Below are 23,880 nucleotides of genomic sequence, written 5' to 3'. Positions count from 1 at the left end.
CGACTAGCGCTCCTTGAGCACCGGCAGCGTCAGCGCCAGCCGGATCGCCAGCAGCCGCACGCAGAAGCCGACCGTCAGCGCCACCAGCGTCGCCACATGCTGGTCGACGCCGAGGTGCAGCTGACCCATGTAAAGCGCGCCGGTCAGCAGCGCCACGGTGGCGTACAGGTCGCGCTTGAGCACCAGCGGCACCTGGTTGCACAGGATGTCGCGCAGCAGGCCGCCGGCGATACCGGTAATCATGCCCATCAGGATCACCACCGACACATGCGCGCCGGTGGTGGCGGCGACGTCGCAGCCGATGATGGAAAACGCCACCAGTCCCATTGCGTCCAGCAGCAGGAAGGCCGATTCGAAGCGCGCCAGCCAGCGCGCCATCAGCGCCGCCACCATCGCCGCGCCGACCGTGATGGCCAGGTACTGCGGATGCGCCACCCAGCCCAGCGGATAGTGCCCGAGCAGCACGTCGCGGATCGAACCGCCGCCCAGCGCCGTCACGGTGCCGACCAGCGCCAGCCCGAACAAGTCCATCTTGCGGCGCATCGCCATCAAGGCGCCGGACGCCGCTTCGGCCGATATGGCCACCAGATAAATAATATAAAGCACACGCCACCTCAAATCAAAGAGGCGGCATTATGCCTTAGCAGCCCCGCCGGCGATCAGTATTTCTGTGCGGTGCGCAGCACTGGATACAGGTTGTAGCGCTCATCCCACGAGGCGTGGCGTTTGGCAAAGAACTCCAATCGCTTCTGCGGACTCTTTTCGAAGTCAGGCTCGGTGTCCAGCTTCTTCTGGAATTCCGCGCGCAGCGCCGGATCGGCGTCCAGCTGGTCGCGCGCCACTTCCTCGGCCACGTATTCCTCCATGTACTCCTTGCGCTCGAAGGCGTTATTGAATTCGCCCCAGGCCAGCAGGCCATCGGCGCCGCGCGGCTCCAGCATGGTCATCACCAGCCGCGCCTTCGGCTGCGCGATCGGCACGAACAGCGAACCCTTGGTCAGCGCGCGGCGTTCGCGGCCCCAGTCACCTTCCACCGCCAGCGTTTGGTGCCCCTCGAACGACTGCGCGCCGAACTTGGTCTTGGTGGCGCGGAAGGTCTCCACCTCGGCCGCCATCTGGTCGTCCTTGATCACCTTGAACTCGATGCCGTGCTGTTTCAGCTTGGCGCCGACCCACGCGGCCTGCGCCAGCGGCACGATGTAGCCGCCCTGCGGCGCCTTGATCCACAGGTCCGGCACCACTTCGTCGCGCAGCGGCACGGTCCACATCTGCGGCTTGCTCTCATCGTAGCGGGTCCACAGACCACCGGACACCACCGAATGTTCGCGCGTGTATTCATAGCCGGCGAACTGGATGGTCTTGGTGTTGAAGGTGGTGCGATAGCTGAGCGGGAACTCGCCGCCGCCCATCGCCACCGCACGCGCGTCGGCGTCACGGGTCAGCTTCTGCCACTCCTGGCCATGCTGCGCCACCTGCGACAGCAGCGAGACGATGGTGTTGTGGGTGATGCGCACGCGGGTCGGATAGTCTTTCCACGAATGGGTTTCCACCAGCATGGCGAAGCGGTTACGCATCGGGAAATAGCCGGTCGAGAAGCGCGGTGTCGACATGCTGTCGACAAAGCCGGAGGCCGGATCGTCTTCCTTGGCGAAGGAGATGTAATACGGTTTCGGGTCCGAGCCTTGCGCCTTCAGGTCCGCCATTACATTGTTCTGCAAGGCGGCGCCGGCCACTTTCAGCGCCTCGTCGCCGCCGTGCACCGGCTCCACCTGGATCGACACGTCCGGCTGGAACTTGGCGCCGTCGGTCACGTGCAGGTCGACGTAGGCCAGCGGATCCCAGGCGTTGACCAGCGCCAGCATGGCCTGCATTTCCGGCGCATCGGCTTTGACGTAGTCGCGATTCAGGTTGTAGTTCTGCGCCGTGACGCGCCAGCCCATTTCCACCGGGCCGCGCTGGTTCGGGCGGTTGTTCTTGCCAAAGCGCTCATGGCCATCGACGTTGAACACCGGGACGAACAACAGCACCTGCTTGTCCAGCGCACCCGGCGCCACTTTGCCTTCGAGCGCTTCGCGCAGCGCCAGGAAGCCGGCGTCCTTGCCGTCGATTTCTCCGGCGTGGATGCCGCCCTGGATCAGCATGACCGGCACGCCTTTCTTCTTCGCCTGCTCGGCGGTCAGCGCGCCGGTGCGGGTGACGGCCAGCGCCAGCATCGGCCGGCCTTCCGGCGTGCGGCCGAATTCAAAGCAGCGCACCTGTTTCGGGTAGGCTTTCTGGAACTGCGCGCACAGCGCGATCACTTCATCATAACGGCCGGTGCTTTGGAAGCCGGAGCGTTCGGAGATGGTGGTCAGCGGTGCGGTGACGGGAGCAGGCGCGGCGAAGGCCAGCGTGGAGGTGGCGGCAAAGGCAAGCAGTATGGCGGAACGAATCATGGAGAGGCTTCCAGCGAGGTTGATCGACCGATGCCTGTGCCGGCATCGGATGCGAGAAAATTATAGTGCTTAGCGCAGGCGTATCGCAATCTGCTTTCCTTGCGGTCGTTCCACCTGCAACGGACTGCTCTTCAGACTACGGTTGCGCAACGGCGTGGCCGGACACACGCCAGTGGCGCGGTAGTTCAGCGCCGCCGCCAGCATGCCTTCCGAAGTGTCGCCCATTTCGTGCGCCAGATCGTCGTCCACTTTGCAGGTCGGCGCAAAGCCATCGGCGTAGTCGCCAAAGCCCTTGTTGTTCGCGCCCTGCATCTCAATCGAAAAATAAGTGGTGCCGCAGTTGGGTGTCGGCGTAAACGCGTATGGTTTGCCACAGGTCTCGCCGCCGATCAGCGTGACCTCGATATCAGCACCTCGCAAGCCGTTGACCAGCGACTCGCTGGCCGAACAAGTGGCCGGCGTTGTCAGCACCGTGACCCGCTTCAGCCCCAGGTAGGGCAGCGCCGAACCGCGCGCCATCAATTTGGGCGACAGGCCAGCCGCTGTCGCGTCGAAAAGCTGCGGCGACAGCACCCGCTGTTTGTCGTTGCGATGCAGCTGCTCGAAGACTTTGCCCCTGGTGGTGTCCGGACCGGCGATCATATATGCCAATTCGGCGGCCAGTACCAGATAGCCGCCGCCGTTGTAGCGCATGTCAAGCACCAGATCGGACACGCCGGCGCTCTTGAAGCGGGTGAAGGCGTCCACCAACTGACTCTCCGCCACCGCATTGTGATCATGGAATTGCACATAGCCGACGGTGCCGCTGGCAGACGCCAGCAACTTGAAGTTCTGCACCGGCGCCGCCGTCACCTTGGCGGCGGTCAGCGTAACCGGCTGCGAGACGCCGCCACGCGATAACACAAATGGGTAACTGTCACCAGCCTTGGCAGGCGCAAGGGCGGCGTTAATGGCGGCCACACCCTCGGTGGAGGTGTCCTGCATATCGACCCCATTCACCGACAGTAGCGCGTCGCCGCGGCGCAGGCCCGCCGACTCGGCCGGCGACCCCGGTTCCACCATCGCCACCGCCCACACCCGCGGCAGCACACCGCTGGCGGTGTGCGACCAGGTGACGCCATAGCCCAGCTCCACGCCGGCGCCGCTCATCGCTTCCCACACGTCGGTGGGATAGGTGAAATGGAAGCGGTCCTTGGCCCGGCCGGAAGGTGTGACGGCAGTCGTCTTCAAGACAGAGAAATAATCAAGCGGCGTCTTGTAATCCGCCATGTTCAGCTTCGGCAGCTCGGTGTACCACAGATAGACTTCGTCGACATACGAGTACACCCAGTGCAGCTCATCGTTCAGCGTACCTTGGGTCTGGCCTGTCGCTGGATGCTCGCAATGGTTGTACAGCGTGTACCAGTCAGGCAGCGTGATCACCGGTGGAGAGACAGGTGGCGTGACTGGTGGCGGCTCCACCACCACTGGCGGCGTCACAGGCGGCGGTGGCTCGGCCGGTGGCGTGACGGTAACGGGGGGCGGCGGCGACGCCCCGCCGCCGCAGGCGCTCAACACTGCCGCCATGACGGCGCAAGACAAAACAGTTAGAAATCTCATCCGCGCATTATGACTGCAAATCGGCGTCCTGGCGCACCTGCTCCGCCAGCCATTCGGCAAAAACCCGCAAACGCGGCGACGCCATGCGCCCCTGCGGATACAGCAGCGACACCGGCATCGGCGTCGGCGGCGTGGCGGCCAGCACTTCGATCAGCGTGCCGCTGGTCAGATGCGCGCGCACCTGATACCGCGCCACCTGCGCCAGTCCCATGCCCTGCAGTACACAGCTGATACTGGCCTCGGCATCGTTGACGGCGATGGCGCTGCGCACCTCGGTGGTGACCACGCGGCCGTCAACCATGAAGTCCCAATCGAACGGCCGCCCGGTGCGGCCGGAAAAGTGCGACACGCAGCGATGCTCGCCCAGATCGGTCCATGCCTGCGGCACGCCGTGCTGCTGCAAATACGACGGCGCGGCGCAGGTGACAAAACGCATGCTGCCCAGCGGCCGGCCGATCATCGCCGAATCCTGCAAGGCGCCGATGCGCAGCGCGCAGTCGGCGCCCTCCTCGGTCAGGTCGCGCACGCGGTCGCTCAGGCTGACCACCAGGTCGATCTCCGGATAGCGGCGGCAGAAGGCGGCGATATGCGGCATCACCACATTGCGGCCGAAAGTACCGGGCAATTCGACCCGCAGCTTGCCACGTGGGGGACCGGCGCCCTGGCCACGATAGGTACTCTCAGCGTCCTCTACCGCCTGTAGAATTTCCAGACACTTGCGGAAGTAGTCGGCGCCGTCCGGCGTCAGCGACAGGCGGCGCGTGGTCCGCTGCAGCAGCTGGGTGCCGAGAAAGGCTTCCAGCTTCTTGATGGTGGCCGTCAGCGCGGCGCGCGGCAGGTCCAGCGTCTCGGCGGCCTTGGTGTAGCTATTGGCCTCGACGATGCGGACAAAGGTTTGCATCGCTTTTAACCGGTCCATTGTTCACCTTATTGTTCACATTATGTGAAAAGTATAGGTGCATTATGCCCTAATTATCTTTGCTCAGCTTTTGCCTAGAATGGGTTCATCGCACTCTCACTGGAGCAACATTATGGATAACAAAGATATCAGTCCCGGCATGGTCACCCTGCTGGCGACCGCCACTGGCCTGATCGTGGCCAGCCTGTATTACGCCCAAACCCTGGTCGGCCCGATCAGCGCCTCGACCGGCCTGTCGCCGGAAGCGGCCGGCCTGATCGTCACGCTGACGCAGATCGGCTACTGTATCGGCCTGCTGTTCATCGTGCCGCTGGGCGATCTGCTGGAAAATCGCCGCCTGATCTTCACCGGCCTGCTGTTCACCTCGGCCATGCTGGTGCTGGCCGCGATCAGCAGCAGCGCGTGGATGTTCCTGACGGCGGCGCTGGGCATCGGCCTCGGTTCGGTGGCGGCGCAGATCATCGTACCGTTTGCCGCCCACCTGTCGAAGGAATCCACACGCGGCGTCACCGTCGGCAAAGTGGTCAGCGGCCTGCTGCTGGGGATCATGCTGTCGCGTCCTGCGGCCAGCCTGATCGCCGACGCCACCAGCTGGCACGTGGTGTTCGGCGGCGCTGCCGTCATGGTGCTGATCGTCGCCTTCGTGCTGCGCGCCAAACTGCCGGTGCGCACGCCACAACACCACATCACCTATCCAAAGCTGATGTCGTCGCTGTGGCACCTGTTCCTGCAAACGCCGGTACTGCGTCGCCGCGCTGCGTACCACGCCGGCCTGTTTGGTTCGTTCAGCCTGTTCTGGACCGTGACCCCGCTGATGCTGTCGGGCCCACAGTTCCACCTGTCGCAGACCGGTATCGCCATCTTTGCACTGGTGGGCATGGCTGGCGCAGTCGCCTCGCCGATCGCCGGCAAGCTGGCCGACCAAGGCCACACGCTGATGGCTACCGCCGCCGCGCTGGCACTGGGTGTGATTGGATTTGTGCTGCCGCTGGTGGTGCCAGGTTCGCGCAACGTCGCACTGGCAGTGCTGGTGATCGCATCGATCGTGCTGGATATGGGCGTGGCGGCCAACCTGGTGCTGGGCCAACGCGCCATCTTCTCGCTGGGTGCGGAAGTGCGCAGCCGTTTGAATGGCGTCTACTTCGCGCTGTTCTTCGCCGGTGGCGCCGCCGGTTCGGCGCTGGGTGGCTGGATGTTCGCCACCCACGGCTGGACTGCCGCGCTGCTGACCGGTGCAGCCTTCAACGGCGCGGCGCTGCTGTACTGGGTGACCGAGTATATCGGCCACACCAGCCAGCAAAAGGCCGCTTAGCCGCCGAAGTGGTAATTCAGCTCGACCCAGCCTTGACGGCCGACCGGGCTGTAATTACCGACCGGGTAGTAAGGCCAGCCCGCGCTGTTATCGGCCTTGACCTGGTTGAACAAGTTATTCACCGCCACCGACAAGGTGGCGCGTTCATTCAGGCGGTACACCACGCTGGCGTTGACCAGCATGGTCGGCGTCAGGAAGGCGTCGCCGGCGGCGTTGGGCACTTTGCCGTAGCGCTGGAAGAACAGGGTGTTCGACCATTTGCCGGCATTCCAGGTGACGCTGGCATTGAGCTTGTCGCGCCAGTCGTAGTTGGTCAGGTCTGCTAGATCGTCCTTCAGCGGATCGCCGGCGAACTGGCGCGAATGCTTGTTGAGCGTCTTCGAGTAGTTCACCTTGGTGAGGAAGCTGCCGTGGTCCTTGGTACGGAACACGTACTTGCCGGCGACGTCGATGCCATCCACGCTGGTCGACGCGGCATTGATCGGATTGACCAGGATCTGCTTGATCTCACCCGGACGGTTCAGCGCATTGTCCGGGAAGCGGATCACGCGCGAAATCGCATCGGCGCACGTCGGCGAGGTCAGGTCGCCAGCGATGCGGCAAGCCGCTTCGTCACGCAGCAGCGTATCGTCGCTCAGATTGGTAACCAGATCGCTGATCTTGATATTCCAGTAGTCGACCGAGACATCGAAGTCCGCGCTCGGCGACCACACAATCCCCAGGCCAGTCGAACGGCCCTTCTCCGAACGCAGATCCTTGCTGCCGCTCTGCACATAGTCGGCGCCCGGCGAGACGTTGGCGAACTCGCAGTCGGCGATCGCCTGGCCGCTCTTGGCGCAACGGTAGTAGTCGGTGGTGGACGAGTAATAGCCCGTGCCACGCGCCTTGTAGATGTAATTCATATCCGGCGCGCGGAAACTGGTGGCGTAGTTACCGCGTACCAGCAGCTGCTGGACCGGACGCCATTCGATACCGCCGGCGTAGGTGAACTTGCCGTCATTTCGGCCTGCGAAGCTGTAACGGTCATAGCGGCCGGCCAGCGTGGCGTCCACCGTCTTGATCACCGGGATGCTGGCTTCGCCGCCCAACGCATAGCGCTTGCGGGTGCCGGCGGTAACGTCGGAACCGGTGGCGACGTTGAAATAGCCTTGATTGATGCGGGCATCCGGCACATTGGAAAAACCCTGCTTGCCGAATTCCGCCACCGTCGCCACCTTGACCGGACCGGCCGGCAGGTTGAATAGCTCACCGTTGGCGGTCAGGCTCACGGTATTGGTCCACGACTTGTCATCGCTGTTCGAGGTGCCGTTGATGCTGTCGAATTCCGCCGGCGTCAGACGCTTGGTCAGGCGCGCCGGATCGGGCGCGTAGATCGCCACGCCGTCCGCATTCACGCCCAACTGCGGGCCGAGGAAGAAGCTGTCGATATTCGCCAGCGCGCGCGGACGATGGTCCTGGCTCTTGTACAGCGATGCCGTATAACCCGCTTCATAATTCCACGTGGTGCCCGGAATATCGCCCTTGATGCCGAACGACAGGGAACTGGCCTGGTCATCCCAGGTACGGTTGTAGCGTTGCACGCCGCCCATCTCTTCCGGCGAAATGTAGCGGCTCCAAGCCTCGTAGGCGTTGGTGTTCTGATTCCAGAAATAGCTGTCGGTCAGCGAACGCGAAGTCCACGACGGGCCGCGCGTATTCTGCGTGCTGCGGTTCTGGCCGAACAGCGCTTCCGCATACAGCGTGGTGGTCGGCGACAGCGCGTAATTGGCGCTGCCGAAGACATTCTGGCTGCTGTTCTTGGTCTGCGTGGTCCAGTAGGTCGGGCCGACTTTCGGGCTGGCGCAATAGCTGCCGGTCTTGCTGGCGTAACTGGCGGTGCTGCCGCCAAACAGATCGCCGAGCGACGAGCAGGTATCGCCCAGATCGACATACTTGCCGGTGCTTATATTCTTGCGCGACAGGACAGAAGTCGGCGCCACGCCGGTCTTGGCGGCCATGAAATCGCGGTCGGCGCTCCACAGCGGATCGCGTTCCGTCAGCTCCACGCTGAACACCGTATTCAGTTTATCGAAGCTCTTGCCGCCGGTGAGTTGCAGGCGCTTGTCGCCGGCGCCACCGCGCGATGTGCCGCCGGCTTTCACATTCACGTCCAGGCCTTCAAACTGTTTTTTCAGGATGATGTTGACCACGCCGGCAATCGCATCTGAGCCATAGACAGCGGAAGCGCCGCCGCTCAGGATTTCGATGCGGTCCACCACGCCCGACGGAATGTTCGCCAGGTTGGTAAAGTTCACCGTGCCGTCATAGGCGGTTGGGAAGTCGGCCATGCGGCGGCCGTTCAGCAGCACCAGCGTGTGGTTCGGACCGAGGCCGCGCAGGCTGATGGCGTTGGCCGAAGGCGTGAACGTATTGCCGTAATCGGCGCCTTGGGTAAAGCCGCTGTTCTGCGTCTGGTTGCTCAGCGCGTCGAAGACATTGCGGTAGCCTTGCTTCTCGATGTCGGCGGCGGTGATCACGGTGACGGCCGACGGCCCCTCGGTACCGGCACGCGGAATGCGCGAACCGGTGATGACCACTGCTGGTGGCGTGGTCGCCGCCGGTTCCTGCGTCTGCGCCTGCGCCACGGTATGGCCCGCAACGCCGGCAACCAGCGCGATAACGCCAGCCGCCAGCGGCTTCAAGTTACATTTTGTTTGCATTGTAAATATTTCAGGACTGAAAAGGTCGACACCTTAGCAAAACCAAAACTATTACTGAACGAATGTTTTCTTACATGCTTATACGATAATCTGAATAAAGTTGTTTCATGTTGTTGATTATTTAAGCTGCTCCAGCAGGAAGCTGTAGGTCACCGCCCACAGTTGCACCTCCTGCGCGATGGACGCAGCAGCGGCGTGGCCGCCCTCGGTGTTCTCCCAGTACAGCACGTCGTGCCCCTGCTGCTGCATCCTGGCGGCCATCTTGCGCGCGTGCCCCGGGTGGACGCGATCGTCGCTGGTCGAGGTGATGAACAGAACGCGCGGGTAGTGCTGGTCCTCCCGCACATTCTGGTACGGCGAGTATTTGCCAATGTAGGCCCACTGTTCCGGATCGTCCGGGTCGCCGTACTCGGCGATCCACGAGGCGCCGGCCAGCAGCTTGCTGAAGCGTCTCATGTCCAGCAGCGGCGCGCCGCAGACCACGGCGTTGAACAGGTCCGGACGCTGGGTCAGCGCGGCGCCCACCAGCAGGCCACCGTTGCTGCGGCCGGAGATGCCCAGATGGCGCGGACTGGTGATCTTGCGGGCGATCAGATCCTCCGCCACGGCCAGGAAATCGTCGAACGCGCGCTGGCGGTTTTGCTTGACCGCCGCCTGATGCCACGCCGGACCGAATTCGCCGCCGCCACGGATATTCGCCAGCACATACACGCCGCCATGCTTGAGCCACGTATCGCCCATCGGGCCTAGATAGTAAGGCTTCATCGGCAGCTGGAAGCCGCCGTAGGCGTTCAGCAGCGTGGGATTGCTGCCGTCCATCGGCGCGCGCTTGTCCATCACCACGAAGTACGGCACCCGCGTGCCATCTTTCGACACGGCGTGGAACTGCTGAACGGTATAAGGCTCGCCGTCGAAAAACGCCGGCATCGACTTGAGCATGGTGCGTTGATCGCTACCGACGCGCGCCAGGTAAGTGGTAGTTGGATGCAGGAAGTCGGTCACCTTCAGGATGTAATCGTCGGACGCCAGCGCATCGAGCGCGGTCGCGCTCAACTGGCCGAACGCCGGCGCGTCAACTTTGCGCTGACGCCATTGGCCGTTGAGCAGACGCGCCTCCACCAGCCGGTTGCGGACGTTATCCAGCACGTTCAACAGCAGCGCGCCGCGCGTGACGGTGACGCCGTCCAGCGAACTGGCCGGCGTGGGCGTGAACAGCACTGCGAAATGTCGTTCGCCACGCATGAAGCGGCGCAGGTCCGTGGCCAGCAGCACGCCTTCCGGATAATGGACGCCATTCACATCCCAATCGGAATTAAGCTGGATAATCAGTTGACCGTCCAGCGTATAGGTCTGGGCGTCGGCCGGCACGGCTACCTTGGTCAGCTTGCCGCCCTCGCGCAGGAATAACTCGCTGCTGTAGAAGTTGACCGTGCGCGTGACGAATTGATACGCGTGACCTGGCGTGAATTTCTTCTCGGCCGACACGCGCATGTCGTCCGTTTTTCCTTCATACAGCGTGCGCGCGGCGCTCAGCGGCGTGCCGCGCTTCCATTCCTTGACGACGCGCGCGTACCCGGATGTGGTGGTCGAGCCGGGGCCGAAGTCGGTAGCGACCAGCAGCGTATCGCGGTCTATCCACGCCACGTCGGTCTTGGCCTCGGGCAGCGTGAAACCATCGTCGACGAAGCGGCGCGTGGCCATGTCGAATTCGCGCACCACGTGGGCATCACCGCCGCCGCGCGACAGCAACACCAGGCAGCGTTCCGCCTTCGGCGCCAGGCAGACGACGTCGTGCCACACCCATTTTTCATTTTCGGTGGCGGCCAACTGATCGAGATCGAGTACGGTTTCCCATGCCGGCGCGGCGCGACGGTACTGCGCCATTGTCGCCCGCCGCCACACGCCGCGCTGATGGCTGGCGTCCACCCAGAAGTTGTAGAGGAAGCCACCGTGCATGGTGACGTCGGGCAGGCGCGCGCTGGAGTTCAACATGGTTTGCACGCTTTGCTGGATTTCCTTGTATTCGGGCCGCGCCTGCAACTCGCTCAACGAGGCTGCGTTGTGCGCGGCCACCCACTCCATTGGCTTGGCGCCGTGAACTTCTTCCAGCCACAAATAAGGGTCGGTCTCCTGCGCGCGCGCGTGTCCCAGCAACGCCAGGCCGATCAGCGCGGCGCTGGCGATTTTTTGATACAGATGCATGTGATGTACTCCGGATTGGACAGTCAGAAAAAAAATCAATCGTGTAACGCCAGCGACGGCGACATGCGCAGCGCGGCCAGCGTGTGGCGGGCAGTGGCCAGCAATGCCAGCAACAGCGCCAGTGCCACAGCGGCGGCCAGCGGCCACACGCCCATCGGCGCCCGCTCCGCGTAGCCGGCCAGGTAGCGCTGGATCGCCAGCCAGGCCAGCGGCAGTCCGATTAAGGCGCCGGCGGCGACAGGCATGGAAAATTCGCGCACCATCAGCAACGCGATGTCGATACGCCCCGCGCCATGCAGCTTGCGCAGCACGATCTCGCGCCGGCGCCGCTGCACACTGTAGGCCGACAGCACGTAGATGCCGAAGCCCGCCAGGGCGATCGCGATCGCGCTGGCGGCGGCAAGGATGCGCATCAGGCGCGCATCATCGGCGTAGCGTTCGGCCAGCACCGCTTGCTGCGTCTTGATCTCCATGATGTCGTTCGGGAAGTGGCGGCGCCACAGCGGCGCGATATTGTCATAGGAAGCTTGCAGGCTGTCGCCGGTGCGAATGCTCAGCACCGGTTCCGGCCGCACCAGGTACACCACGGCGCGCGACGGCGCGCGCACGCCCTGGAAGCGGATCTCCGGCGCGATGCCGATGATGCGGTAATCCGTCGTCACCAGTTTGCCGACCGCCTCCTGCGGCGTCGCATAGCCCAGCGCCAGCGCGCCGGCGGCGTTGACCATCACCCGGCCGGACTGCAGATTGTCGACAGCGTCGCGCCGGGCATCGAAAGTCTCGCCATACACTGCGTGCAGCCGGTGCACCTCGAACCATTCGGGGCTGACGTATTTGGCCTCCATCGAGACGTCGTGGCCGTCCTTGCCGCGCAGGCGGTTGGTGCTCCTGGCGCCCTCGCGCCCCACCGCTTCCGAAATAGCGGCCACGCCTTCAATCCCCGGCAGACGCCGCAGCTGTTCCACAAAGCCGGCATTGAGCGGCGTATCCCGCGCATAGGACGGCAACGGCAGCACCAGCAGATACGCCGGATCGAAGCCCGGCGAAGCGTGGCTGGCGAAATACGTTTGCCAGCTCACCGCCAGCGCCATCGCGCTCAAGGCCATCGCACTGGAAAATTGCGCAATCGTCAGCACGCGCCGGATCCACAGGCCGGCGATGATTTCGGTATTGCCGCGTCCCGCCAGCGCGGGACCGGGCAGCGCGTGATGCGCCAGCCATGCTGGATAGGCGCCGGCGCACACATCGGTGCAGACGGCGAACGCCAGCGCGACCGCGCAGGCACGCCAGGTGAAGATGCCGTCCAGCGGGCGGTTGACCAGGTCCGAAAACACCGGCAGCAGCAGCCATGCCAGTATCAACCCGGCGCCGGCCGCCAGCACCGTGGTCAGTACCGCCTCGCTGAGGAATTGCCGCGCCAGCCGCCACGCGCCGGCCCCCAGCAGCTTGCTGATGCCGATTTCGCGCTGGCGCCGCAGCGTGCGCACCGTCGCCAGGTTGACATAGTTGATCGTCGCCAGCAGCAGAATCAGCAAGCCGCCGGCCGCCAGGCTATACACGCTGCTGCGTTGACCATAATGTTCTGCGGTGTGGCCTGCAGCCAGATCTGCGTCAAAATACGCATCACGCAGCGGCAGCAGTCCGATGTCGGATACCTTGCCGCCATTGAGCATGCCGGCGGCGACGGAGCGCATCTGCTGCGTCAATGGCGAGCGGTCGCTGGCCTGCTGGAGCAGCGCGGTGAGCGCCACACTCGACGCGCCGGGCTTGAGCTTCAGATACAGGCCGGCCCGGGTCCAGTTGGTCATGGCCGTCTCGCGCTCACGCCATGCGCTGCTGTTGGTCCCCGCCAGCGCTTCATACAGCTGGGTGCTGTTGGCCGGCGGATCGGGCAACAGCGCCCGCACCTGCAACACGGCGCCACCCACATCGACCGTTCGACCCAGCACAGTGTCGCCGCCGAACAGCTTGCGCGCACCGCTGACGGTCAAGGCGAGGCCGTCGACCTGCGTCAGCGCGGCCGACAGGTCGCCTTCCAGCGCGGCTACCGCGAACATGGACTGGAACGCAGCATCGACTATTTGCAGGTTGACCGCCCGCAGTTCGCTGCCAACACGCAGCGGCACATCGATCTGCTTGGCGATGCTAGCCTGCGCGACCATCCCGCTGGCCAGCGCCACATCGCGCAGTGGCAGGAAGGCAATCGCCTCCCACTCGGGGCGCGGGAAGATATTGATGCGCTGCTTGACCAGCACCAGACGATCGTTATCCGGGATGGTGCTGTTGTAGTTGAGGCAGAACGCCACATAGCCGAACAATAAAAAACAGGCGGCAAAGCCGATCGCCAGCCCGCCGGTGACGACAAGCGAATATGCAGGGTGTTGCAGCAGCAGGCGCCAGCCAATCCTGAAATCGCGCAAAATCATGGTGTTTCGATTATTTTTGAGTGCATGCCGGCTTTACTGCAAAAGCCATGCCATGACCCGAAACTGCGGCCTGGCCGCGCTTGGACGACACAACGGCCGTATTCGAACACTAGCACTGTTCAGAAATGAACAGATAAAAAAAAGCGGCCCGCAGGGCCGCCAATTGCTGTCCGGAGAATCAGGCAGCGTGTGTTTCCGTCATACCGCCCACGCGATGCAGCTCCACCGTTACCGGCTTGCCGAAGCTGGCCAGTAGCGCGGCCTCCTTCTGCTTGGCCGCCGCCAGGTGGCGCTCCTTCACGTGGCCGTAACCGCGGATGTCTTCCGGGATGCTGGCGATGGCGACGGCTTGCGTCAGGTTCTCGGCCGTCAACTTGGGCAGCAGGCCGGCCACCGTGTCGCGGTACTCGCCGATCAGCGCGCGCTCCATTTTGCGTTCTGCCGTATAGCCGAAAATATCCAACGCCGTGCCGCGCAGGCCTTTAAACTTGGCCAGCACGCCGAACGCCTTCATCATCCATGGGCCGAATTCTTTCTTGATCAAGTGGCCCTGCGCGTCATGCTTGGCCATCAGCGGCGGCGCCAGGTGGAATTTCAGCTTGATGTCGCCCTCGAACATGCCGGCGATTTTCTGCTGGAAGGCGCCGTCGGTGTACAGGCGGGCGACTTCGTATTCGTCCTTGTAGGCCATCAGCTTATAGTAGTAGCGGGCGACGGCTTCGGCCAGGCGGGTGCTCTTGCCCAGCTTTGCCTCTTCCGCGCGAACCTGATCGACAAACGATTTATACTGTTTAGCATAATTCGCATCCTGATACGCGGTCAGCAGTTCCACACGCTTGGCGATGATGTCGTCCAGCGTCTGGATGCGTTTGAACTCGATCACCTTGGCCGGTGCGGTCAGCTTGGTCACCGACGCCAGGTCATGCGCGGCGGTGCGGCCCCAGTTAAAGGCGGCTTTGTTGAAAGCGACCGATACGCCGTTCAGTTCAATCGCCTTGATCAGCGACGCTTCGCTCAGCGGCACAAAGCCTTTCTGGAAGGCGTAGCCGAGCATGAACATATTGGTGGCGATGGAGTCGCCCATCAGCGCGGTGGCGATCTGGCCGGCATCGACGAAATCGACGTTGTCGTTGCCGCAGGCGCGGATGATTTCGCCACGCGAGCCGGCATCAGGGAACTGCCAGTCCGGATTCTTGACGAAAGCGGCGGTTGAGGAACCGGTCGAGTTGATCATCGCATGCGTGCGGCCTTCGCCCATGCGCGACAAGGCGTCGCGCGACGCGGTGACGATCAGGTCGCAGCCGATCACCAGATCGGCGCTGCCCGTGCCAACGCGGGTCGAATGCAGGTCGCTCTGATGATCCGCCAGGCGTACGTGCGACATCACCGGACCGCCCTTTTGCGCCAGGCCGCTCATATCCAGCACAATCGCACCTTTGTTTTCGACGTGCGCCGCCATGGCCAGGATCTGGCCGACGGTCACCACACCGGTACCGCCGATACCGGTGATCAGGATGCCGAACGGCGTCTCGGTCGACGGCAACACCGGCATAGGCAGCACCACGGCCGGGCCTTCGCCCACTGCGGCCTTCTTCGGCTTCTTCAGCGCACCGCCTTCCACCGTCACAAAGCTCGGGCAGAAACCGGTGGTGCAGGAGAAGTCCTTGTTGCACGACGATTGATTGATCTGGCGCTTGCGGCCCAGGTCCGTCTCCAGCGGCTCCACCGACAGGCAGTTGGACTGCACTGAGCAGTCGCCGCAGCCTTCGCACACCGCCTCGTTGATGACGGCGCGCTTGGCTGGATCCGGATATTCGTTACGCTTCCGGCGGCGGCGCTTCTCGGACGCGCAGGTCTGGTCGTAAATCATGGCCGACACGCCCGGCTTGTCGCGCAGTTCGCGCTGCACGTCCATCAATTCGCTGCGATGGCGCACGGTGACGCCTTCCGCCCATTTGTAATCGGCCGGGTATTTTTCTGGTTCGTCGGTGACGACGATAATCGGCGTCACGCCTTCCGCCGCGATCTGGCGCGAGATCATGCCCGGATCGAGCGGACCGTCGAACTGCTGGCCGCCGGTCATCGCCACTGCATCGTTGAACAAAATCTTGTAGGTGATATTGACCTTGGCCGCCACTGCCGCGCGGATCGCCAATATCCCCGAGTGGAAGTAAGTGCCATCACCCAGGTTGGTGAATACGTGCTTCTCGTTGGTGAACGGCGCCTGCCCGACCCACGTTACACCCTCCGCACCCATGTGGGTAAAGGTCGAGGTCTCGCGGTCCATCCACAACACCATGTAGTGACAGCCGATGCCGGCCAGCGCGCGCGAACCTTCCGGCACCTTGGTCGAGGAGTTGTGCGGGCAACCGGAGCAGAAGTACGGCGTGCGGTCAGTCTGCGGATTGGACTTGGTCGGCAGCGTTTTCAGCGCCAGCTCTTTCGCTTCCAGGTAGGCCACGCGTTCCTGCACGCGCTTGGCCACAGGATGGCCGGCGCAGTAGTGGGCGATGCGCGACGCGATGGCACGCGCGATCTGCGCCGGATTCAGTTCATAGGTCGCCGGCAGCAGCCAGTCGCCGTGGCCGGTCTTGCCCTTGTTGCTCCATTCGCCGGTGTCGTCGAACTTGCCGACCACGCGCGGACGTTCGCCGTCCGGCAGGTTGTACAGCTCTTCCTTCAGCGCGTATTCGAGGATCTGACGCTTCTCTTCCACTACCAGGATCTCGTCCAGGCCCTTGGCGAATTCGTGCACGCCGTCCGCTTCCAGCGGCCAGGTCATGCCGATCTTGTACAGGCGGATGCCGATGTCGGCGGCTGCTTGTTCATCGATGCCCAGGTCGGCCAGCGCCTGGCGCGTGTCCAGGTAGGATTTGCCGGCGGTGATGATGCCAATCTTCGGCTTCGGCGAATCCCAGATGATCTTGTTCAGCTTATTGGCGCGGCAGTACGCCAGCGCGGCGTACCACTTGTAGCTGTTCATGCGCACTTCCATATCCAGCACGGTGTCCGGCCAGCGGATATTCAAACCGCCTTCCGGCAGGTCGAAGTCGGTCGGCAGCTGGATCTGCACGCGGTCCGGATCGAAGTCCACCACAGCGCCGGATTCGATGATGTCGGTCACGCACTTCATCGACACCCACAGGCCGGTGTAGCGGCTCATTGCCCATGCGTGCAGGCCGTAGTCGATGTACTCCTGCACCGAGGCAGGGTACAGCACCGGAATGCCGCAGGCGTTGAGGATGTGGTCCGACTGGTGCGCGGTGGAAGACGACTTGGCCGCGTGGTCATCGCCGGCCAGTACCAGCACGCCGCCATGCTTGGCCGAGCCGGCGTTGTTGGCGTGCTTGAAGACATCGCCGCAGCGGTCCACGCCGGGGCCTTTGCCGTACCACATGGAGAAGACGCCGTCGTATTTGGCGTCCTTGAAAAGATTGGTTTGCTGCGTGCCCCAGACGGCGGTCGCCGCCAGGTCTTCGTTCATCCCGGGATGGAATTTGACGTGGTGCGCGTCGAGGTATTTTTTGGCTTTCACCGCCGTCATGTCGACGCTGGTGACCGGCGATCCGCGATAGCCGGTGATGTAGCCTGCAGTATTAAGGCCTGCCTTGAGGTCGCGCTCACGCTGCATCATCGGCAGGCGTATCAGCGCTTGCGTGCCGGTCATGAAGGCGCGGCCGCGTTCCAGGGTCCATTTATCGTCCAGCGTAATGTCGGCCGGATCCAACTGCAAACCCTTGTGAGGTGCATTCATTGTCTTGTCTCCAATATTCTCGAATCTGCGCGGCAGTGCCGGGTAGGCTCTGCCGCGTTCGCGCCGGTGCTCTGTCTATGTGCTTTGCTACCGGCTGTTTTACTACGCTATCCTTACTACTCTACTCTTTATGCAGTGGCCTTGCTTGGGTCCTGCAGTACGCCGCGCTTGATCTGATCCAGCTCGATCGACTCGAACAGCGCGCGGAAGTTTCCCTCGCCGAAGCCCTGATCGCCCTTGCGCTGGATGATCTCGTAGAAGATCGGGCCGATCACGTTCTGCGTGAAGATTTGCAGCAGCAGTTCGCGCTCGGTCTCGTTGCTCTGGCCATCGATCAGGATGCGCAGGCGGCGCAGGTCTTCCAGGCGCTCGCCGTGGTTCGGCAGCCGGCGGTTCACCAGCTCATAATACGTCTCGATGGTGTCCTGGAAGGCGATGCCGGTCTTCTTCATGCCTTCGATCGACGAGTAGATATCGTCGGTGCCCAGCGCGATGTGCTGGATGCCTTCGCCATGGTACTCGTCCAGGTACTCGGCGATCTGCGATTTGTCGTCCGACGATTCATTGATCGGAATCCGCACCTTGCCGCATGGGGAAGTCATGGCTTTCGACTTCAGGCCGGTCAGCTTGCCCTCGATGTCGAAGTAGCGCACTTCACGGAAGTTGAACATCTTCTCGTAGAAGTCCGCCCATTCCTTCATGCGGCCGCGGTGGACGTTGTTGGTCAGGTGGTCGATATAGGTCAGGCCATGGCCGACCGGATTGGCTTGCGCGCCAGGAATGGCGACGAAGTCCACATCGTAGATGCTGATGTCACCGATCGCGCCTTGCTGAGCATCGGCGTTCTTGCCGCGCCAGCGGTCCACCAGATAGATCAGCGAATCGCCCACGCCCTTGATGGCCGGGATGTTCAGTTCCATCGGGCCGGTCTTGTTATCGAAGCCCCAAGCGCCCTTTTCCAGCATGGACTTGTAGGCAAACGCCGCATCCTGCACGCGGATGCCGATGGCGCACACTGATGGACCATGATGGCGCGCGAAGCGCTGCGCAAACGAGTCCTTCTCGGCGTTGATGATGAAGTTGATCTCTCCCTGCCGGTACAGGGTGACGTCCTTGTGGCGGTGGCGGGCGATGGCGGTAAAGCCCATGCTCTCGAACAGCGCGCCGAGGGCTTTGGGATCGGGGCGGCGTATTCGACGAATTCAAAACCGTCGGTGCCCATTGGGTTGTCCCATGGCTGGAATTGCATGCGTGTCTCCTTATTCGAATAGCGCACAGTATAGATCCGCTTCGGAAGCAGTAAATTGCAAACAGTTCCCACGCCGGCCCGGTTTGAGCAATAATATTGCCTTAATTTGTAATTTATGAGGTATTTATGACCAAAATCGCGCTAGACAAAACCGATCGCAAGATTCTTTCTATATTGCAATCGGACGGCCGGCTGTCGAACCAGGACGTGGCCGAGCTGGTGGCGCTGTCGCCCTCGCCCTGCCTGCGCCGCATCAAGCGCCTGGAGGAAGCCGGCGTGATTCGCCAGTACGTGGCGCTGCTGGACCCGGACAAGATCGGCCTGGGCCTGCTGGCCTATGTGAACGTGCGGCTGGAGAAGCACAGCGAAGCGGCGGCCCACAGCAACGCGCGCGCGCTGGGTGCCGCCAACGCGCCGCCATCGCCGCGCGCCGACTTTGCCGAATCCGTGGCGCAGTGGCCGGAAGTGGTGGCCTGCTATGCGATGACGGGCGAAATGGACTACCTGCTGCGCGTGCACGTGGAAGACATGGACCACTTCTCGCGCTTCATGATGGCGACGCTGCTGCGCCACCCGGCGGTGCTGGATGTGAAGTCGTCCTTCGCGCTTCAGCGCATCAAGGACACTACCGCGCTGCCGCTGGTTTAATCACCAGAGTTTAGCCAGCGGCAGCGTCACGCCGCCGAACAGCGACCAGTCCTGCGAGGCGGACGTCAGTCCGCGCGCCACGCCAAAGTCGAACACCAGCCGCTTGCTTGGGCTGTACGATGCGGCCACCAGCAGCTGCGCGGTGTTCAGCGTGTTTTCGCGATGGGTGCCGGACAGCTCGCCGATGGCCTGCCATTTGTCGGAGATCGGCGTGGAGAAGGCGCTGGCCCAGCCGACCTGCGTGCGGCCGGTGCCGGCGTCATAGGCGCCGAGGCGCGTGGCGTTCAGGTTGACGTCCATGTGGACAGGGCCCATGTCACGGCTGAAGATGCCGTTGATACTGTAGTCGCTCTTGCCGCTGCCGATGGTGTCCTTCGCTGTCGGCGCCTTGGCCCCCAGCTCCAGGCCGAATGCGGTGGCATCATCGATGATGAAGGCGCGCTTTAGTACAAACGTGGTGTCGCCGAAGCCGCGCTGGCGCGGGCTGCTGTCTTCCCGCGACGAGACGAAGGACTCTCCCTCAATCAGCACGCCCCATTGTTCGTTGAACGCCAGCTTGAAAGTGTACGGCAGGCTGTCACGCCGGCTGTCGCTGGACTTGGCGCTCAGGAAGCCGGTTTCAAATTCCAGCTGGCCGGGCGTCGGCAACTGCGCCGGCGTGGACACCGATGGGCGGTACGGCAGGACAGCATCGTCCTGCGCATAGAGTGGCGCCATCACGGCGCACAAGGTGAGGAATACGAGCGGTTTCATGCCGCGTATTCTACCTGCGATTCAGGAATCGATATGCCGCGCCAGGTGCTGGACGAACTGCTCGGCGGCCAGGAAGCCGATCACGCGGCTGTCCGGCACTTCCTTGCCACCCTTGAACAGGATGATGCCCGGTGGGCCGAACAGACCGAAGCGCTTCATCAGCGCCTTGTCGTCGGCGTTGTTGGCGGTGACGTCGACCTGGATCAGCTTCACCTGTTTCAGCTTGCCCATCACCTCCGGCCTGGAGAAGGTGAAGCGCTCCATCTCCTTGCAGGACACGCACCAGTCGGCGTAGAAGTCCAGCATCACCGGCGTGCTGCTGCCGGCCAGCACCTGATCCAGTTCGGCGCTGGTCTTGATGCGGCTGAAGTGCACCTCGCCACCCTCGCCCGCCGCCGGTTTGTCGGCGCGGGCGATGCTCAGGTGACCGAGTGGTTGCAGCACATCACGGCCGGCGCTGGCGGCGCCGGTCAGCTCAAACAGGCCAACCAGCAGAAAGGCCAGGCCCAATGTCTTGCCGACGTAGGCGCGCAGTTCGGCGCCTTTTTGCAATGGTTCGAATACGTGCAAGAATACGGCGCACAGCAAGGAGTACAAGCCCCACATGGCCATGTTGACGGTCACGCTGAACACCGGCGACACCATCCAGATGGCGACCGCGATCAGCAGCAGGCCGAAGACTTTCTTCACGCCGTTCATCCATGCGCCGGCGCGCGGCAGCAGACTGCCGGCCGAAACGCCGGTCAGCAGCAGCGGCACGCTCATGCCGGCCGCCATCGAGAACAGCGCCCAGCCACCGGTCCAGACGTTGCGCGTCTGACTGATGTAGAGCAGCGCACCGGCCAGGGGACCGGCCACGCATGGGCCGACGATCAGTGCCGACAAGGCGCCCATCACGAATACGCCAGCGAAACGGCCGCCGCTCATGCCGTTGCTCTTTTCATTCAGGCGGCTTTGCAGGCTGCTCGGCAGTTGTAACTGGTAGACGTCGAACATCGACAGCGCGAGCAGCACCAGCAGCGCGCCAAAAGTCAGTAGCACCCATGGCTTTTGCAGCGCGCCGGCCAGGCCTTCGCCAGCCAGGCCGGCCGCCACGCCGAGCGAGGTGTAGATGAGCGCCATGCCGAGCGAATACGCCAGCGCCAGTGTAAATCCCCGGCCGCGCGAGACCGCGCCTTCGCCGACGATGATCGACGACAGGATCGGCACCATCGGCAGCACGCACGGCGTGAACGACAGCAGCAGGCCGAAGGCCAGGAAGGCCAGGCCGATGCGCCATACGCTGCCGCTTTGCAGCGTACGCTGGGCCAGCGAGCTGTCGTCCTCGTGCGGCGCGGCTGGCGGCGTGACGTTGGCGGCGGCGGCCGTGGTTGCGGTGGTCTGCGCGATGGTCTGCGCGGCGGCCGGCGGCGACACTGCCGCGTCAGCAACCGTCTTCAGCTTGCCCGGCGCAGCCGGATCTACATGAAAGCTCTGCGACGCCGGCGAGTAGCACAAGCCCGCATCCGCGCAGCCCTGATAGCCGACTTGCAGCGTAAATGGCGCACTACCCGTCACCGGCAGATCGACCACCAGCTTGTTCTGGTAAGTCTCCATCTCCTTATTGAAATTGGTATCGAACTTGCGCAAGCCAGCCGGCAGCACTGGCACGCCCACGCCGCCGTCAAAGCTCAAGCGGTCGCGATACAGGTGATACTCGGGCGCGATCACCCACGTCAGCCGCACCGTATGCGCATCGACCAACTCCCCCTGCAACTGGAACGCCTGTTCAGGCTCCAGAAAATCCCCAGCGCGCGACCAGGCGCTGAACAGCACCAACACCAATGCCATGAAGGCCTTCATCCACTTATTCATATCAGATCCCTATACAACATCTGCCCTTCGTCATCGACTGCCAGATAGGCCATGTCGGACGCATTGAGAAAATCCAGACCATCGCGCTGCTTCAGCATGGCGATGGTGGAACAGCTGCCCGCCGCCACCGCCACCGGCGCCAATACGCTGACCGAGCGCCAGTACCGCACCGGCATGCCATCGCGCGGATCGAGAATGTGGCAATAGCGCTGCCCATCCAGTTCAAAAAACCGCTCGTAATCGCCGCTGGTCGCCAGCGCACCTTCGCTGACGTTGATTGTGGCCAGCACGCCCTCCGCCTCGCGCGGGTCCTGGATGCCGATGGACCAAGGCCTGCCATCCATGCGCGGCCCGATAAAACGCATATCGCCACCCAGGTTCACGTAGCCATGCCGCACGCCGGCTTGCATCAGCAAGGTCGCCGCGCGGTCGGCCGCATACTCCTTGCCGAATCCGCCGAAATCGATCTCCATGCCGGCCAGCCGCAGGTAGACTTCGAGCACGCCGCACTCCACCTGATGCCACCCGACCAGCGCCAGCAAAGGTTCCAGCACCGCCGCCGACGGCACGCGCGGCTGGCGAAAATCCCATGCCTTGCGCAGCACGCCGGAAGTGATGTCGAATAGCCCGCCACTAGCGCTGAACAGCGCAGCGGCGTAGCTGAACAACTCGGCCGTCTCGTGATCCACCGCCACCGCCTTACGGCCGGCTTCCGCATTGATGCGCGAGACAATGCTGTCCGGCCGGTAGCGCGAATATTTATGCTCGATGCGCCGCACTTCATCGACCGCCTGATGCATCAGCCGCTCGGCGCTGTCGCCATCTTCCGCCGCCAGACGGATCTCGCAGCGGCTGCCCATGGCGTCGAACAGAATGCGGTGGATCGCGTCGACCATGTCTACCACTGCCGGTTAATCGCGATCTGCACGGTCTGCGCGCGGAACGCATCCAGTCCCGGACTACCCTGGTGGAACAAGCGCCAGCTGCCGCGCTGCTGGTAGGCCGAGACCTTGGCGTCGACCGACCAGAGCTTGTCAATCTGCTTGCTGGCCTTGAGCCCCAGCGTGACCGCGCCGAAGCCGGACAGGCGCTGGTCCGCCGACATATAGCCGGTGCCGTTGTACCCCGGCGGGAACGGCGCCCCTAGCTTACTGTCGTACACCGGGTCGTAATAGAAGCTGGCGGCGCTCTGCGTGTACAGGCGCACCTCTGGCGTCAGCGTCCAGCCATCCGACAGCGGCTGCACGTACTCGGCGCCGAGCGTATGGCCACGTATGCCGAAGCTGTCGCGGTAGTAGCGGTAGCTCAGCCGGGTGGTGCCGTCGGTGGCGGCGATGTGGTGGTTCCAGCGCGCCAGCAGCGTGGTCTCCGAGCGGCTGCGCGGGCGGTTGTCGAACGCCTTGTACGGATCGGAGAAGTAGCCGCTGCCATCGTCGTAGCCGAGCGTCAGCTGCGCCACATCGTTCGCCGTCAGCACCTGTGTCACGCCCAGCAGGAAGTTGGTGGTGCGCTTGCGCTCATTGGTGACGATGTGGTTGACCGGATCGATCTTGTCATCGGAATGACCGATGCCGGCGCTCCAGGTGGTGTTGCGGTCTTCGCTCTCGTAACTGCCCTGCAGCGACAACGCGCGCGACACATAATCATGCTCGGTCGAATACGCCGCGCCCACCGTCACGCTGCCGCGCTCCAGATAGCGGGTCAGCGCCATATCGCCGGCCTTGCGGTCATCGCTCATGCGCGAGGCGCCGGAAACCGCCGTGTGATAGCGCGGCGAAGCGCCCGACACGTCATCCTTCACCAGCGTGCCGCTGACGCTCCACACGCCCGCCACCGGCGTCATGATCGACACCGATGGCGCATGCACGCGGATGCGGTCCAGGCCCGACTGGCTGTCCTGATAATCCAGGTAGCCGACGCTGATGACGCCATTGGTCGGCGGCGCCTCGGCGTGCGCCTGCACGCCCGGCAGCATCAATGCCGCCGACAGGATGGATACGGCCATGCCGCTCTCTTTGTTGATCGTCATG

General features: G+C 63.4%; 14 protein-coding genes and 1 pseudogene. 2 read left to right on the top strand and 13 right to left on the bottom strand.

Annotation, left to right across the window (positions count from 1 at the left end; all coding sequences use genetic code 11):
- Positions 1-3: 3 nt before the first annotated feature.
- From HH213_RS12700 to HH213_RS12685, 4 genes are all read right to left on the bottom strand, one after another.
- On the bottom strand, positions 4-549 hold the full coding sequence (locus HH213_RS12700) for a trimeric intracellular cation channel family protein (protein WP_229263463.1): 546 nt from the start codon (positions 547-549) through the stop codon (positions 4-6).
- Between the two features lie 110 nt (positions 550-659).
- On the bottom strand, positions 660-2,435 hold the full coding sequence (locus HH213_RS12695) for a M14 family metallopeptidase (protein WP_169112477.1): 1,776 nt from the start codon (positions 2,433-2,435) through the stop codon (positions 660-662).
- A gap of 69 nt (positions 2,436-2,504) precedes the next feature.
- Positions 2,505-4,001, bottom strand: a complete 1,497-nt coding sequence (locus HH213_RS12690) for a S41 family peptidase (protein WP_229263415.1) — start codon at positions 3,999-4,001, stop codon at positions 2,505-2,507.
- A 40-nt stretch (positions 4,002-4,041) separates the two neighbouring features.
- Positions 4,042-4,935 (bottom strand): LysR family transcriptional regulator, encoded by an 894-nt coding sequence (locus tag HH213_RS12685; RefSeq protein WP_308494537.1) that lies wholly within the window; start codon positions 4,933-4,935, stop codon positions 4,042-4,044.
- Between the two features lie 130 nt (positions 4,936-5,065).
- Here HH213_RS12685 and HH213_RS12680 point away from each other — a divergent pair, with 130 nt between their 5' ends.
- A complete protein-coding gene (locus HH213_RS12680; protein WP_229263414.1) occupies positions 5,066-6,265 on the top strand; it encodes an MFS transporter in 1,200 nt (399 codons plus the stop codon).
- Here HH213_RS12680 and HH213_RS12675 read toward each other — a convergent pair.
- From HH213_RS12675 to hppD, 5 genes and pseudogenes are all read right to left on the bottom strand, one after another.
- A complete protein-coding gene (locus tag HH213_RS12675; RefSeq protein WP_169112474.1) occupies positions 6,262-8,964 on the bottom strand; it encodes a TonB-dependent receptor plug domain-containing protein in 2,703 nt (900 codons plus the stop codon). The two genes, HH213_RS12680 and HH213_RS12675, sit on opposite strands and share 4 nt — an antisense overlap.
- A 117-nt stretch (positions 8,965-9,081) precedes the next feature.
- Positions 9,082-11,166, bottom strand: coding sequence for a prolyl oligopeptidase family serine peptidase (locus tag HH213_RS12670; RefSeq protein ID WP_169112473.1), 2,085 nt, complete (start codon positions 11,164-11,166; stop codon positions 9,082-9,084).
- Positions 11,167-11,201: 35 nt separating this feature from the next.
- A complete protein-coding gene (locus tag HH213_RS12665) occupies positions 11,202-13,592 on the bottom strand; it encodes an FtsX-like permease family protein (RefSeq protein WP_169112472.1) in 2,391 nt (796 codons plus the stop codon).
- Between the two features lie 178 nt (positions 13,593-13,770).
- Positions 13,771-17,346: an indolepyruvate ferredoxin oxidoreductase family protein gene (locus tag HH213_RS12660; RefSeq protein WP_169112471.1), complete on the bottom strand. Its 3,576-nt coding sequence runs from the start codon at positions 17,344-17,346 to the stop codon at positions 13,771-13,773.
- Positions 17,347-17,474: 128 nt separating this feature from the next.
- Positions 17,475-18,595, bottom strand: a pseudogene (gene hppD / locus HH213_RS12655) (4-hydroxyphenylpyruvate dioxygenase).
- A 126-nt stretch (positions 18,596-18,721) separates the two neighbouring features.
- Between hppD and HH213_RS12650 the strand changes: the two are divergent.
- A complete protein-coding gene (locus HH213_RS12650) occupies positions 18,722-19,243 on the top strand; it encodes an Lrp/AsnC family transcriptional regulator (RefSeq protein WP_110846297.1) in 522 nt (173 codons plus the stop codon).
- Here the strand turns inward: HH213_RS12650 and HH213_RS12645 are convergent, their stop codons facing one another.
- Genes HH213_RS12645 through HH213_RS12630 form a run of 4 tightly spaced genes read right to left on the bottom strand, consistent with a single transcriptional unit; the run spans position 19,244 to position 23,879 of the window.
- Entirely contained in the window at positions 19,244-19,996 is a 753-nt protein-coding gene (locus HH213_RS12645; protein ID WP_229263413.1) for an RNA-binding protein, read from the bottom strand. It lies immediately after the preceding gene.
- A gap of 21 nt (positions 19,997-20,017) precedes the next feature.
- The gene (gene dsbD, locus HH213_RS12640; protein ID WP_169112470.1) at positions 20,018-21,850 is read right to left on the bottom strand and encodes a protein-disulfide reductase DsbD; all 1,833 of its coding nucleotides are present in this window, start codon (positions 21,848-21,850) and stop codon (positions 20,018-20,020) included.
- Complete coding sequence (locus tag HH213_RS12635) at positions 21,847-22,746, bottom strand: FAD:protein FMN transferase (protein ID WP_169112469.1); 900 nt, start codon at positions 22,744-22,746, stop codon at positions 21,847-21,849. The genes dsbD and HH213_RS12635 overlap by 4 nt, the downstream gene beginning before the upstream one ends.
- A 2-nt stretch (positions 22,747-22,748) precedes the next feature.
- Positions 22,749-23,879: a DUF3570 domain-containing protein gene (locus HH213_RS12630; RefSeq protein WP_169112468.1), complete on the bottom strand. Its 1,131-nt coding sequence runs from the start codon at positions 23,877-23,879 to the stop codon at positions 22,749-22,751.
- Position 23,880 lies beyond the last annotated feature (1 nt).

Origin of the sequence: Duganella dendranthematis, assembly GCF_012849375.1 — a bacterium.
Classification (GTDB): Bacteria; Pseudomonadota; Gammaproteobacteria; order Burkholderiales; family Burkholderiaceae_D; genus Rugamonas; species Rugamonas dendranthematis.
Note: the sequence above shows the minus strand (reverse complement) of the source record. Positions and strands in the feature narration are given on the sequence as shown.

Excerpts from the sequence above, each read along its gene's own strand:
- HH213_RS12700 (WP_229263463.1), bottom strand. The coding sequence starts at position 549 with ATGGCGATGCGCCGCAAGATGGACTTGTTCGGGCTGGCGCTGGTCGGC.
- HH213_RS12695 (WP_169112477.1), bottom strand. The coding sequence starts at position 2,435 with ATGATTCGTTCCGCCATACTGCTTGCCTTTGCCGCCACCTCCACGCTG.
- HH213_RS12690 (WP_229263415.1), bottom strand. The coding sequence starts at position 4,001 with ATGGCGGCAGTGTTGAGCGCCTGCGGCGGCGGGGCGTCGCCGCCGCCC.
- HH213_RS12685 (WP_308494537.1), bottom strand. The coding sequence starts at position 4,935 with ATGCAAACCTTTGTCCGCATCGTCGAGGCCAATAGCTACACCAAGGCC.
- HH213_RS12680 (WP_229263414.1), top strand. The coding sequence starts at position 5,066 with ATGGATAACAAAGATATCAGTCCCGGCATGGTCACCCTGCTGGCGACC.
- HH213_RS12675 (WP_169112474.1), bottom strand. The coding sequence starts at position 8,964 with ATGCAAACAAAATGTAACTTGAAGCCGCTGGCGGCTGGCGTTATCGCG.
- HH213_RS12670 (WP_169112473.1), bottom strand. The coding sequence starts at position 11,166 with ATGCATCTGTATCAAAAAATCGCCAGCGCCGCGCTGATCGGCCTGGCG.
- HH213_RS12665 (WP_169112472.1), bottom strand. The coding sequence starts at position 13,592 with ATGATTTTGCGCGATTTCAGGATTGGCTGGCGCCTGCTGCTGCAACAC.
- HH213_RS12660 (WP_169112471.1), bottom strand. The coding sequence starts at position 17,346 with ATGAATGCACCTCACAAGGGTTTGCAGTTGGATCCGGCCGACATTACG.
- HH213_RS12650 (WP_110846297.1), top strand. The coding sequence starts at position 18,722 with ATGACCAAAATCGCGCTAGACAAAACCGATCGCAAGATTCTTTCTATA.
- HH213_RS12645 (WP_229263413.1), bottom strand. The coding sequence starts at position 19,996 with ATGAAACCGCTCGTATTCCTCACCTTGTGCGCCGTGATGGCGCCACTC.
- dsbD (WP_169112470.1), bottom strand. The coding sequence starts at position 21,850 with ATGAATAAGTGGATGAAGGCCTTCATGGCATTGGTGTTGGTGCTGTTC.
- HH213_RS12635 (WP_169112469.1), bottom strand. The coding sequence starts at position 22,746 with ATGGTCGACGCGATCCACCGCATTCTGTTCGACGCCATGGGCAGCCGC.
- HH213_RS12630 (WP_169112468.1), bottom strand. The coding sequence starts at position 23,879 with ATGACGATCAACAAAGAGAGCGGCATGGCCGTATCCATCCTGTCGGCG.